Below are 13,036 nucleotides of genomic sequence, written 5' to 3'. Positions count from 1 at the left end.
TACGCACTGTCTATTGCCCGGCCGCGATCTGTCGGAAGGGCATTCGGTCGGGCGAACCGGAGACCAAGGCCACCGACGAGCACGAACCGGAAGCGGCGCAAACGCGCGTCGGCTCGACTGATGAGTGAGGGACAGGTGGCCTCCGATCTCGGGACCAGAGTCCCTGCTCGGATCGTCGTGGCGGATGCCAGTGTCGTGGTACCGCCCCGACAGAGGAGCAGCCACGTGGAAAACAGACCCGATGACATCTCTCTTCCAGTGCGGCTGGAAGGCGAACTCGACGCGCCGCTGTCGCGATGGCTGTGGCTGGTGAAATGGGTCCTCGTCCTGCCGCACATCGTCGTGTTGATATTCCTGTGGCTCGCGTTCGCGGTGCTGACCTTGGTCGCCGGATTCGCGATCCTGTTCAGCGGTAGGTACCCGCGCGCGCTGTTCGACTTCAATGTCGGCGTGATCCGCTGGAGTTGGCGCGTGCAGTTCTATTCGTACGCGGTGCTGGGCACCGATCGCTATCCACCGTTCACCTTGCGACGAGTCGACTATCCCGCCGACTTCGACGTGGATTACCCCGAACGGCTCTCCCGAGGGCTCGTCTTGGTGAAGTGGTGGCTGCTCGCCATACCGCACTACCTCGTGCTGGCGGCCGTTTTCGGTAGCGGAGTCAGTGTCGCCGCCTCGGCCGAGGACAACGACACCCTCGTACCGCTGGTCGGAGTTCTGGTGTTGATCGCGGCCGTGGCGTTGCTGTTCACCGGACGCTATCCGCGCGGTCTGTTCGATTTCCTGCTCGGTGTCAACCGCTGGTTCTACCGCGTGGTGGCCTATGCGGCGCTGATGCGCGACGAGTACCCGCCATTCCGACTCGACCAAGGTGCTCGGGAACCGGGGAGGCGGTCACTGCCACCGTGGGCGGCCGGCGCGCACTCGCCGACAATGTAGCCGCCATTTCGATCACCACTGTTGCCGGTCCGCAGACACGATCGGTGCGCAAATGGACACGATGAACGCTGTATAACCGGTCACACGCTCGGACCAGCACCGCGAAACGGATTCGGCGTCCGACCCGCGCTGAGGGGTCGGTTGAAGCTCGCCCGGGATGGCCACTCGCTGACCGAGGCCGTGGACTGTGCGCGGACGTCATCGGCGAGGTTGCCGTTCTGTCCGAGGACCGCGTCCACGGCTCTGCGGGCCTATGTATCGTCCTGCCGGAGTCGGCGCACCCCCTACGCCACCCATGTGCTCGCGGCTTTCGGGGCCGCATGTCGCGAGCTACGTCGACGGCGAATCGAGCGCCGCCGATTGCGGGGTTTCTCCGAGGTCGGTGCTGGAGTTCAGTCTTGCGGATCGGCAGTGGTCTGCTCACGGGTGAGTTCGGTATTGCGAGCCAGAGTGTCGGCGAGTTGGTTTTGGAGTGCGATGATCCGGCAGGCTGCGTCGAGGGCGGTGCAGTGGTCCGTGAGTTCGCGGGCGCGGGCAGCCAGGCGGAGTTGGTGGGGGTCAGCCCGACAAAGGGCAGCGGTCCACGTCGGCGCTGGACACGCGATGGGAATCAGTGGGTGCGGCCGGTCGGACCGGCAGGCAGGTCAGTCCATGGATCAGGAGGCTTTTTCGCCACGTCAGCTCCCTGAATTCCCCGTCGAGCGATATCTGCGGGAATTTGGCCAGCAGTCGCGAGATCGCGATGGTGGCCTCCACGCGGGCCAGGGTGGCGCCGAGACAGTGGTGGATGCCGTGTCCGAAGGCGATGTGCCGGCTTTCGGGTCTTTCGAGGTCGATCCGGTCCGGGTCGGTGAAGCGCGCCGGGTCGCGATTGGCGGCGGCGAGCGAGATCAGGATGAATTCGCCCGCGTCGATATCCGTACCGCCCAGTGTGATCGGGGTGGTTGTGTAGCGAGCCGTCGCCACGTGCAGCGACCCGTGACAGCGCAGGATCTCCTCGAGATAGGCGGGTATTGCTTCGGGGTGGGCGCGCAACCGCTCGGCCGTTGCCGGATCGCGAAGTAGCTCCAGCACCGAGTTGCCGATGAGATTGACGGTGGTCTCGTGCCCGGCTATCAACAGCAGGAGCAGCATGGCGATGAGTTCGTGCTCGTCCAGGCGGTCTTCGTGGTCTTTCGCGATGATCAGTTGGGAGAGTAGGTCGTCGCGGGGGTCCTCGGTGCGTTCGGCGATCAACTTCGTCAGGTATGTCAAGTAGCTGACCCCGGCGGCAGTGCGTTCCTCGATCGTGGCCGAGTCGCTGACGACGACGGCGGTCCACGAGCGGAACTCTTCCTTGTCGGCGTCGGGGACTCCGAGCAGTTCACAGATCACCGCGGTCGGCAGCCGGAATGCGTAACTGTCGATGAGGTCGACGGTCGTTCGCGCGCTGATGTCATCGAGCAGGGTATCGGCGATCGAGGTGATTCTCGGTTGGAGATCGCGAATGGCGGGACCGGCGAATGCCTTGGCCACGAGACGGCGCAGCCGGGTGTGCTGTGGCGGATCGGCGAACAACATGTTGTCGCTGATGGCGGTGTTGAACAACTCGGCTGCACCGTTTTTGGCCAGCACAGCCTGTCCCTCGGGCGACCCGATGCGTTTACTGATGGTCGGCTCCGCGAAGGCCTGTTTGGCTACCTCGTGATCGACGATCAACCAGCCGAGTACACCGTCCAATCGAATTTGGTGCAGGGGACCGCGCTTACGCAGCGCCTGGTAGGTCGCATGCGGATCCTGGTAGAAGTCGTCGGTCAGTTCGAGGATTCCCCCCATTGCGCCGATCACCACCTACCGCCAGGTGAAAGGGCGGCCGAGCTCGAATTCATATGGTGCACAGTCCCTCAGTCCTTTCGGCGAACGATCTGACTTGCGCGCGATGCCGTCCGGAGCGAGTGATCGATCAGGAGTGCATCGGCGAGAGGTCGAGCGGTTTCGATCGGTGAACCAGGAAGCCCCGTACAGGCTAGCCGTCGCCGCTGTCCAGTAAACCTCGAACCCACATGACCTGCCCCCTTCGGTCACATGGCGCCGCACCTCGCCGAGCAGATGCGCGCCGAGCTGCGCTGGCGCGCCGACCCTACCCAGCCACCGATGGACCCAGGACGATTCTGGACCTACCTCCACCACGCCTTCACCCGGTTCGACATCGAGTTCGGGCAACCACGCCCCGACGCGGTCAACTACACCCGCTACGCCGTCACCAGCAGCGGCCGAATCGTCGCCCGACACCACCAAACCGTCCACGCCCTCGCACGCGCCATGGCCGAAGCATGGCACACCACACCCGACCCGATCGCATTGACTACGGTGAAGCAACGCGCCTGGGAACGCATCACCGGCTGGACCGGCAGCGCACGCCGAGAGAGCCCCGAAGAACACTTCCGCGCGCACAAACAAACCATCCACGACTACCTACTCGCCATGAAAGTGCAGGTCAGATGAAAATCCTGGTCACCGGGGGTGCAGGATTCGTCGGAGCCACCGTCACACGACTGCTCCTCGACGCCGGACACAACGTCACCGTCATCGACGACCTCTCCCGCAACGACGACCGCCAAATCCCCCACGACGCCGAATTCATCCAACTCCGCGTCCACGACATCGCCCAAATCCTCACCCCCACCGCCGGCTACGACGCTGTCCTGCACTTCGCCGGACTCATCGCCGCAGGCGAATCCATGCACCACCCCGAATGGCACTGGGACAACAACACCCGCGCCTCCCTCGCCCTGCTCGACGCCATGCACACCGCCCACGTCGGCAAACTCGTCTTCTCCTCCACCGCCGCCGTCTACGGCGAACCCACCCATCTGCCCCTGCTCGAAACCTCACCCACCAACCCGGTCAACACCTACGGCGACACCAAACTCGCCATCGACAAGGCCATCACCACCTACACCCGCGCCTACCAGATCGGCGCGATCTCCCTGCGCTACTTCAACGTCGCAGGCGCCCACGACTGCGGCGACGGCACCATGATCGGCGAACGCCACAACCCCGAAACCCACCTCATCCCCCTCGCCCTCGACGCCGCTCTCGGCCACCGCGACAAGTTCACCCTCTACGGCGAGGACTACCCCACCCCCGACGGCACCTGCATCCGCGACTACATCCACATCACCGACCTCGCCCACGCCCATCTCCTCGCCCTCAACACCATCCACCCCGGCGAACACAAGATCTACAACCTCGGCAACGGCATCGGCTACTCCAACCGCCAAGTCATCCAAGCAATCCGCGACATCACCGGAATACCCTTCGACATCGAAACAGCACCACGACGACCCGGAGACCCCGCAACCCTCTACGCATCCTCCGAACTCGCACAGAAAGAACTCGGCTGGACACCACAGAAACCAGACATCACCGACATGGCGCATGATGCGTGGAAGTTCCACAATCAGCGTTCCGCTGCTGAATAGGGGTGGTCAGCTCCCCATTTCAGCTAGCGAGAATGGCCACTTTCAATTAGAGCCATCGACGTGCGCCGTTGCGCAATCGCGCAGTCGACCCGGATAGTCTGGGCGGCCGTGAGGAGGTGCGTTCGATCCAGGTCACGATCGCGATCCGGAGTTGCTCGCGGGTCGCCCACTGCTGGCGGTCCAGGACGTTGCGTTGCAGAAGGCTGAAGAAGCTCTCCATCGCGGCATTGTCTCCGGCCGCACCGACCCGGCCCATCGACCCGACCATCTGAAATCTGTTGAGCGCGTGCACGAATCGTCGGGAACGGAATTGACTGCCCCTGTCGGTGTGCACCACGCAGCCGGCCACCTCACTACGACGAGCGACCGCATTCCGTAGGGCGGTCACCGCCAACCTCGACTTCATGCGTGAATCGATCGAATACCCGACGATCCGACCCGAGAACACATCCTTGACCGCGCAGATGTAAAGCTTCCCTTCACCTGTTCGATGTTCGGAAATATCGCTGAGCCACAACATATTCGGGCGGTCAGCCGTGAAGACGCGGCGGACGAGATCATCGTGGACAGGCGGTCCCGGCCGCTTGCTCCTGCCGCGTCGGGGTTTGCCGAACGCCGACCACCAGCCGTTCAGCGAGCAGATCCGCCACGCGGTCCGCGAGGCCATCGGCTCACCGGCCGCAGCGGCCTCGTCGGCAAGGAACCGGTACCCGAACTCGGGATCATCACGATGGGCATCGTGCAGAGCGTCGGCTCGATAGGCCTGCACCAATGTGGCCGGGGTGACAGGGCGGGCCAGCCACCGGTAATAGGGTTGGCGGGCGAGCTTCAACACCCGGCACGTCACCACCACAGGGATCCCGTCGGCGGCGAGCTCCTTCACGAGCGGGTAGAGCCTTTTCCCGGCAGGTTCGCCTGGGAAAGGTAAGCCGCAGCCCGGCGCAGGACCTCGTTCTCCTGCTCGAGCAGCCGGTTCCGGCGGCGCAATTCCCGCAGTTCAGCGGACTCACCACTGGTCGTTCCGGGCTTGTTGCCCTCGTCGATGTCGGCTTGACGCATCCATTTCGACAGCGTCATCGGATGGACCCCGAAATCGGCCGCGATCTGATCCAGAGTCACGCCGTCCTCACGGTTGCGGGCGACCCGGACCACGTCGTCGCGGAACTCCTGGGGGTAGGGCTTGGGCACGATGAACATCCTTCCAGGCCCGCCACTCGGCAAGCCAGAGCGATGTCACCTACTCGTGCACCAGCCCCAAACGGGTGGTCGTGGCAGAAACTGCTCCACAACCACCCGTGTGCGTAGTGTCTGTGTCCGGAGGGGGATAAGGACACGGGTTTTTCCGCATGTATGCACAGAATTCGTGTGCATGCGGTCACAGTACCCTTGTGTTTCCTTTCGCTGCTTGCTGGCCCCGGTGTTCGGGTCGTCGGTGGGTGGGTGTGGCGAGGGGGTGGTCGTGTCCGGTGAGGGCGACGAGTGCGTGTGCGCATTCGTTGAGTGTTGCTCTGGTGTAGAGGGGTGTGGCGGTGTTGCCGGGGTTGCGGTGGGCGGCGTAGCGGCGGGCGACGGCTTCGCTGAATTCGCGTTCGACGTAGGTGAGGGTGGTGTGGCGGAGCCAGTGGACGGTGACGCCTTTGGCGTCGGCCCAGGGGAGGTGGTGGTGGAAGCGGGTGTGGAGGTTGTCGTAGCGTCGGTCGGTGATGGGTAGTCCTGTTCGGGTGCGGAATATGTTGGCGCCGGCGGGGGTGGTGTCGGCGCCGCGGTCGTCGTGGTGCTCGATCAGGCGTCGCATGAGTAGTGGTGTGATGGGGTGCCAGGCATGGACGTCGCCTTTGTGGTGGAGCAGGACAGTGCTGTCGGGGAGGCTGAGGTCCGCGCGGGTGAGTCGCAGGGCGGCCTCACGACGGCAGGCCGTCTCGATGTGTAGTCGCACGAGCAGGGCGTCGAGTTCGGGGTCGTTGCCGGTTTCGGTGGCGACCCGTCCGAGTTCGTGTACTTGTTCGGGCAGGAGTGCGTGGCGGGTGCTTTCGAGCCTGTAGGGCATCGCGACGCGGAGGGCGGGGTTGGCGCCGGTGGGCATCAGATCGTCGAGTTCGGCGTGTCGGTAGAGGCAGCGCAGCGCGTGGAGCAGGTTACGGGTGGCGCTGACACCGCCGCGCCAGTTGGATCGTCTCACCGCGCGGGCCCGGTGCTGATTCATCAGGGCGATGATGTCGAGTGGTGTGGGTTCGTCGAGTCGACGGTGTCCCCATTCGGCGTTCACGATGTTCCAGTAGTGGCTGTAGGCCTGGTTCATCACCGGGGAGGCCGCGGCGGTGAGGCGGGGAATGAATTCGCCGAAGGTCGGCATCGGTTTCGGGGGTGGGGCGCTGCGGTGTTCGACGACGGTGAGTCCGAGGCGTGCCATGGTCCGGAGCAGGTCGGCGAGTTCGGAGTCGTTCATGACGCGCGGTCCCAGAGTTCGGGGCGGTACCGGTGCAGGGCGGCGGTCAGCGTGTGTGATGGGTAGACGATGAGCAGGTCGAGTTCTCTCGAGGCGGCGAGCAGGACGCGTTCGCCGGTGCGGATGCGGCATCGGTGCCGCACGGACATGGGGAGGCGGAGAAATCCTCTGGGGCGCAACGCTGTTCCGTCGAAGGCACGCATGATCGTCACGACCGATCCTCGGTCACCGGTGATCGTGAGGCGCTGTCCGACCTCCCACCCCAGGTACTCGACGGCGACCGCGGCGGCCAGGCGGCCGTTGATGTCGACCACGGTCATGGTGCAGTGCAACCGACGGGTCGTGGAGCGGTCGGGTTCGGCGGGGAACGGGAACGTCGGCGCCAGGGCCTGCCGGGTGGCGGGGGGGTGTGGTCGGCGGCAGGTAGAGGCCGCGGAACAGGTCCGCGAGGTCGGACCGGGCCGGTGTCGAATCGGGGTGTGCGGGCAAGGATTCACTGCCGAGTAGGTGGTCGGTGTCGGAGGTGGTTCTGGTCGGTTCCGGGTGGGATTCGGGGTCGGGGGCGATGCCGGTGCTCCCGATTGGTGGCGCCGGTGGTCGGTGGTGCTCGGGGGTCGGGCCTGTGGAAGACACAGGCGCACCGTCGATTCTGGGGGTGGGCGATGTGGGACTTCGGTGGCGGTTCTCGGGGTGCGGGAGCGGGCGGGACGAGCGGTCGACGCGTGTTGTGGGTTCTCGATGTGCAGTGATGGCATCAACGCAACCACAGGATTTCGTGGAGGAGCAATATCGGTGACCCGCACAAAGTGTGCGGGTCAGTGCCGGCTTCCCGCAGGGATTTCCGCCTTCGACTCTTGCAGGGGTGAGATCCTGCGGCGAGTCGGCGAACACCGGTCGTGTCGTACGGCCGTGGGTGGTTGTGTTCGACCGGCATGACACGATCAACACCGATGAAAAGGTGGTATGTTCGCTGCGGGGACGCGCAGAGTTATCAGGACGAACTGCGCCACCCAAACGGGGCGCAGGTGGTCGCGGCGGCTCGATCGACTGGGCTCTGCTGATGAACATGTCGATGACGTCAGGGGATGTCGCTTGTGTGGTCGGCGGTGCCCTGCAAGAGATCGATTCTCGCATCGTCGAATTGACCAACCCTACTGCTTCGGTCCGTGGGCCGATCGCTGGGGATCCTTCCACCAAACCGCAGATATTCCGCCTTCGGCTACCAGGGCCCCGGTCGGATACGCTGCGACCCGCACACACCGATAGCGAGCCCTCGCAGAACGTGGACCGATCCTTGGTGGCCGTCAGTCGGAACCTGGATCGGGACGCTCATTCTTGGGCAAATGAACGTGATCGAGCGACCGCCAACGCTGGTTCACGCTCCTTCCGTCCTCAGCCCGTAGGTTGGAGAGAAGTCCTCGACCACGAACAACTGCCGAAGCTGTGGCTGTACATATACCATCGCACACAACAGTAATGTGTTGCGACCACCACTTAAATCTGCCTACGCTTGCTTCGTGCGAGGCGCGGAGGTTCGGGAGGACCGATGAGCAATGTCTTCGTCAGCCATCGCGGGGCCGATTCGGCAGCGGCGGAGCGTCTGGCTGACGACCTCCGCCACCGAGGGCACACGGTGTGGCTCGATGTCTGGGCAATTGGAATTGGTGATTCGATCGTCGGGCAGGTCAACAAGGGACTGGAGGGGGCAACTTTCTTGGTGCTGTGCTATTCGGCTGCTGGTTCGTTGAGCCCGTGGATGAGTCAGGAATGGATGTCAGCGCTGGCTCGCCAGCTCGGCGGCGCCGACATCAGAGTTCTTCCAGTGCGGCTGACCGGAGGCGAGCCACCCGCGATACTGGCCGACATCAAATATGCTGATCTAATCGGCGATTGGGCTGCGGGAATCGATGCCTTGTGCGCCGCGATGAGGTGAACCCGGTGAGCCAGCAGAGAATTTACGTTCTGTGTGCCGAAGGGGAGGAGGAACTCGCCGAGCAAATTGCAGGTCCGTTGCGTGAGGCCGGCTACGACGTGACCCATGCAGGCACTGTCGCCGTCGGTGATTCCCAGATCTGGTCGGTAACAAATCTATTGATGACCGGCGCACCGTTGGTGGTGTGCGGCACAATGAAAGCAGTCGGCAGCAATTGGGCGAATAGAATCGCCTTTGCTGCACACTCGAACGGCGACAATCGGGTGTTTGTTGTGCAGATGGACGGACGGGCACATATCAAGCAGCTGGCTGTGGAGACCAAGGTGGCGAGGTTCGACCTGGATCCCGCTCAGGGGATTCGCGACCTCGTGAGCGCACTACGCCAGAGATTTCCGCCCAAAGTTAGTGTGCCCAAGTCGGCAATGATTTCCGAAAGCCAGTATACTGATCGGCTCCGGACATCTTCTGGTTTCGACTTCGATGCGCTACAACGTTTTCGCGGCAACCTCAGACCGGAGGTTGAGGCCGTCTATCCGGCGATCCTGAGTCCGCGGGAGTTCCTCGAACGCGCCGCGTTGATCGATGGGGGACAGCTCACAGGCACCGGTGTCTTGCTTTTCGGCGAGCGGCCTGCCCTAATGTTTCCGGCGGCGCAGGTGCAGTGCATGCGTTATTACGGCCTCACCCAAGCAGCGCCGCGTGAGCGCGAGCGCTTCGGTGGGACGGTTCCTGACCAAATAGTTGCCGCAAGGGAATTCGTGGCCCGGAGCGTCCGTCGCGGTGAACTTCCCAGCAGTGAACAGGCGGCTGCCCAGCCGGTCTACGAGTATCCGATGCTTGCAGTCCGCGAGCTCATCGCGAACGCGGTAGTACACCGAGACTATTCGGCCATAGATTCCTGGGTGCACGTCCGGATCTTTCAGGACCGGATTGAAGTGTCTAGCCCGGGCTTATGGATAGATCGCGATCTCGCCGATGGTGCGAAGCGTGAATTAGCATCTCTCGTTGGACAATCGAAAAAACGCAATCATCTGCTGGCGAGTATCGTATCCTGGATCAGCCTGGTGGAAGCGGACGGCAGCGGGCTTCCGACAATCCTGCACGACTGCGAGTCGATCGGTGCACAGCCTCCGCTGGTCGTCCAGGAACAGGGCTTTATCACCGTCACGCTGTGGCCGCGGCCGAATCGGGCGTATGTTGCTCACGAAGGGAGCGAGCAGAGCATTGTCGTCGGAAAGTTTCCGGCTGCACCGCCCGCCTTCATCGTACGATCTGCGGAGTCCCGTCTGGCCGAGACCCTGTCGGCTTCTCCGAATCCTTCAATTTGCGCGGTGACAGGGATGCGAGGAGTCGGGAAGACGCACGTAGCAGCGGCTTACGCACGAACATGGATTCAGGACCAGCGCGGTTTGGTCGGCTGGGTGAACGCGGAAAACGTGGGAACTGCCGTCGCAGATCTCGCGAGAATCGCAGCAGCTATCGGAATTCAGGACCCAAAGGGCGATTCAGCCGTGTCTGCGGCCAGACTGCGCGAACGGTTGGCGTCGTGGCAAGGTGATTCGCTGATCGTATTCGACAATGCGGCCGATCCTGACCAACTTGTTCCGCTGTTGCCCACATTGGGCCGTACCCGGGTAGTGATCACGAGTACCGATGCTGCGTTCACTGAGCTCGGAGAAGTTGTAGAGATCACGCAATTTACGCGCGCCGAATCGGTGGAATACCTTCGAGCGCGAACGGGGCTGGACGATAGGGGCGGCGCTGCGAGCGTAGCGGCCGAGCTGGGTGATCTGCCGTTGGCACTGGCCGCAGCTGCGGCCAACATCCGTCAACATCGCACCCGGGACTACTCGCACTACCTGGACGAGTTGCGACGGTATCCGGTGCGAGAAATATTGCTAAGAGTCCCTGGCCACGAATATCAGGATTCTACGGCTGCTGCATTATTGATGTCGGTGGACGCCGTAATTTCGGATTCCAACCGTCTGGTCGCCAGGTTGATCGCGGTGCTGGCGGTGCTGTCACCCGATGGCGTCCGACTGGACGTTCTCAGCACGCTCGATGATCGACGCGGCAATGCGACAACGCCATCACCGGCGCTGTACGGAGCGATCGAACGCTGTCAGCGCAGTTCCTTGGTGTCTTGGTCGGTCTCCGGAGATGTGTTGACCATGCACCGGCTATTGGCTCGCGTCGTCCGGGAACGCGCCATCGCCAACAGCACGCTCTGCGAGTGGCATGCCGATGCGCTGCAGGCACTGGAACCGCACATGTTCGATGAGTCATATGCCTGGAACCGCAAGGAGTTCGGCTTGCACCTCGTATTCCAGATCGAAGCTCTGTGGGCTTCGGGGATCGGAGACGCGCCGAGGGAAACGGTCGAACGCGGTGCGGTCGCACGGTCGTGGGCGGTACGTCAGCTGAGCGCTTCCTCGGACTTTACCCGCGCTGCCGATGTCGCTCGGCAAGCAGTCGCCGACTTCACGCGCACTCTGGGTCCCGATCATCCTCAGACGTTCACGGCGCGCAGAAACCTGGCCGGAGCCCTTCGGCAGTGCGGTCGCCTGATCGACGCGATCGCACTATACGAGCAAACTCTCGCGGACTGCGAACGCGTGCTGGGTCCCGCCCATCCAGATACGCTGACTTCGCAGAACAGTCTCGCCGGAGCGTATCGGGCTGTCGGGCGACTGGGAGAGGCCATCCAGTTGTTCGAGTACACACTATCGGAACGGGAGCGAGTGCTCGGTCGAGACCATCCACATACTTTTGTTTCCCGCGACGAGTTGGCGGGCGCATACCGAACGGCCTTGCGGAACGGTGACGCAATTCCATTGTACGAGAGGACGCTTGCTGACCGGGAACGCGTTTTCGGCGTAGATCACCCGGATGCTCTTGCGTCGCGAAACAATCTCGCCGGTGCTTACTGGGCGACGGGGCGCCTCAGCGACGCGATTCCGCTGTTCGAACGGACACTGGCCGATTGCGTGCGGGTGCTGGGGCCGGACCACCCCGATACGCTTTCCGCTCAGAACAATCTCGCCGGGGCTTATCGATCCGCGGGGCGGCTACAGGGTGCGATCACCTTGTACGAACGGACACTGGCCGATTGCGTGCGGGTGCTGGGGCCGGACCACCCCGATACGCTTTCCGCTCAGAACAATCTCGCCGGGGCTTATCGATCCGCAGGGCGGCTACAGGGTGCGATCACCTTGTACGAACGGACACTGGCCGATTGCGTGCGGGTGCTGGGGCCGGACCACCCCGATACGCTTTCCGCTCAGAACAATCTCGCCGGGGCTTATCGATCCGCAGATCGGCTGGGGGACGCGATCAGTTTGCACCGACGCACGCTTGACGCACGCATTCGAATACTTGGATCTGACCACCCAGATACACTTACATCACGCAATAATCTGGCCGGTGTGTACAAGTGGGCTTTGAAGTTCGAGGATGCGATCAAGCTGTACAAGCGAACGTTGGCAGACCGGAAACGCGTGCTTGGGCGCGATCATCGTGAAACTCTGCGTACGCTATTTGAACTCGCTTCAACCTATCGCGCTGCTCGACGTTTCGATAAATCGATCGCGACCTTCGAACTGGCTCTCCCGGGCCTCGGCAGGGTGTATGGTCCGGATCATCCGCTGTCGATCGAAGCGCGGAAAAAGCTCGATGACGTTCGACGGTTGTCAGCGCGACCAGATAGATCGGGAGGGGTGGGTCTCGATATCTACATAGGAGAACCGTCCCAGAGCGAAGACACCCAGATCGTGCCGATGGTCGATTTCGACGAGTTTGACGGCGCTTACTAATTTCTTTCTGCTGGTGCTGTCGAATCAGCGGCTGACTGTAGATCCGTCGTCGCAGGCTGCGGTCGGATTTCCAGTTCCGGCGGAGCGTGAACGAACGGTTGAGCGTAGAAGTCGAGCACCCACCCGGCGACAAATCGTTACAAACGGGGGCGATCTGCATGATCCACCGAAAGCATGGGAGGTCGGGACGCGAACGTGCACCTGCTTTGCGAATCAGTCGCGTCTTCCGGGCGTTCGGCGCGTGACGTGACCCCGTTGGTTCGGTCCGGGTGATATGTGAGAGTCTTCGTAGCCCATGAGCTGGGCAGGAAGGCTCGATGAAGCGATGGCGACTCGTAAGCGGCATACCCCGGAGCAGGTGGTCCGGAAGTTGACCGAGGCCGATCGGTTGTTGGCCGAGGGCAAGGATGTGGCCGAGGTGTGCCGGGGCCTTCAGGTCACC

8 protein-coding genes and 2 pseudogenes are annotated in these 13,036 nt (G+C 63.0%); 6 read left to right on the top strand and 4 right to left on the bottom strand.

The window, feature by feature from the left end; translation table 11 throughout:
- Nucleotides 1–255: 255 nt before the first annotated feature.
- A pseudogene (locus ON30_RS28940) lies at nt 256–939 on the top strand (DUF4389 domain-containing protein); the annotation flags it as partial.
- Nucleotides 940–1,497: 558 nt separating this feature from the next.
- On the opposite strand, the gene ON30_RS28935 reads toward ON30_RS28940, so the two are convergent.
- Entirely contained in the window at nt 1,498–2,769 is a 1,272-nt protein-coding gene (locus tag ON30_RS28935; protein WP_157183904.1) for a cytochrome P450 family protein, read from the bottom strand.
- Nucleotides 2,770–3,003: 234 nt separating this feature from the next.
- Here ON30_RS28935 and ON30_RS28930 point away from each other — a divergent pair, with 234 nt between their 5' ends.
- Both ON30_RS28930 and galE read left to right on the top strand, forming a co-directional pair.
- On the top strand, nt 3,004–3,423 hold the full coding sequence (locus tag ON30_RS28930) for a hypothetical protein (RefSeq protein ID WP_040712416.1): 420 nt from the start codon (nt 3,004–3,006) through the stop codon (nt 3,421–3,423).
- Nucleotides 3,420–4,403 (top strand): UDP-glucose 4-epimerase GalE, encoded by a 984-nt coding sequence (gene galE, locus ON30_RS28925; protein ID WP_040712415.1) that lies wholly within the window; start codon nt 3,420–3,422, stop codon nt 4,401–4,403. The genes ON30_RS28930 and galE overlap by 4 nt, the downstream gene beginning before the upstream one ends.
- Nucleotides 4,404–4,449: 46 nt before the next feature.
- Here galE and ON30_RS39590 read toward each other — a convergent pair.
- The 3 genes from ON30_RS39590 to ON30_RS28905 form a co-directional block, all read right to left on the bottom strand.
- Nucleotides 4,450–5,591, bottom strand: a protein-coding gene (locus tag ON30_RS39590; RefSeq protein ID WP_444543696.1) for an IS3 family transposase whose coding sequence is annotated in 2 segments (ribosomal slippage) — nt 4,450–5,304 and nt 5,307–5,591 — 1,140 coding nt in all. Because the reading frame shifts where the segments join, the coding sequence is not laid out codon by codon here.
- A gap of 187 nt (nt 5,592–5,778) precedes the next feature.
- On the bottom strand, nt 5,779–6,849 hold the full coding sequence (locus ON30_RS28910) for a tyrosine-type recombinase/integrase (protein WP_063719963.1): 1,071 nt from the start codon (nt 6,847–6,849) through the stop codon (nt 5,779–5,781).
- Nucleotides 6,846–7,169, bottom strand: a complete 324-nt coding sequence (locus ON30_RS28905; RefSeq protein WP_051030105.1) for a hypothetical protein — start codon at nt 7,167–7,169, stop codon at nt 6,846–6,848. The genes ON30_RS28910 and ON30_RS28905 overlap by 4 nt, the downstream gene beginning before the upstream one ends.
- Nucleotides 7,170–8,395: 1,226 nt before the next feature.
- Between ON30_RS28905 and ON30_RS36985 the strand changes: the two genes are divergently transcribed.
- From ON30_RS36985 to ON30_RS39585, 3 genes and pseudogenes are all read left to right on the top strand, one after another.
- On the top strand, nt 8,396–8,782 hold the full coding sequence (locus ON30_RS36985) for a toll/interleukin-1 receptor domain-containing protein (protein WP_063719962.1): 387 nt from the start codon (nt 8,396–8,398) through the stop codon (nt 8,780–8,782).
- Between the two features lie 5 nt (nt 8,783–8,787).
- Nucleotides 8,788–12,594, top strand: a complete 3,807-nt coding sequence (gene fxsT / locus ON30_RS38010; protein ID WP_157183903.1) for an FxSxx-COOH system tetratricopeptide repeat protein — start codon at nt 8,788–8,790, stop codon at nt 12,592–12,594.
- A gap of 325 nt (nt 12,595–12,919) precedes the next feature.
- A pseudogene (locus ON30_RS39585) lies at nt 12,920–13,036 on the top strand (IS3 family transposase); the annotation flags it as partial.

Source organism: Nocardia takedensis NBRC 100417 (assembly GCF_000308695.1).
In the GTDB taxonomy this organism is placed as follows: domain Bacteria; phylum Actinomycetota; class Actinomycetes; order Mycobacteriales; family Mycobacteriaceae; genus Nocardia; species Nocardia takedensis.
Note: the sequence above shows the minus strand (reverse complement) of the source record. Positions and strands in the feature narration are given on the sequence as shown.

Excerpts from the sequence above, each read along its gene's own strand:
- galE (WP_040712415.1), top strand. The coding sequence starts at position 3,420 with ATGAAAATCCTGGTCACCGGGGGTGCAGGATTCGTCGGAGCCACCGTC.
- ON30_RS36985 (WP_063719962.1), top strand. The coding sequence starts at position 8,396 with ATGAGCAATGTCTTCGTCAGCCATCGCGGGGCCGATTCGGCAGCGGCG.
- ON30_RS28930 (WP_040712416.1), top strand. The coding sequence starts at position 3,004 with ATGGCGCCGCACCTCGCCGAGCAGATGCGCGCCGAGCTGCGCTGGCGC.
- ON30_RS28905 (WP_051030105.1), bottom strand. The coding sequence starts at position 7,169 with ATGACCGTGGTCGACATCAACGGCCGCCTGGCCGCCGCGGTCGCCGTC.
- ON30_RS28910 (WP_063719963.1), bottom strand. The coding sequence starts at position 6,849 with ATGAACGACTCCGAACTCGCCGACCTGCTCCGGACCATGGCACGCCTC.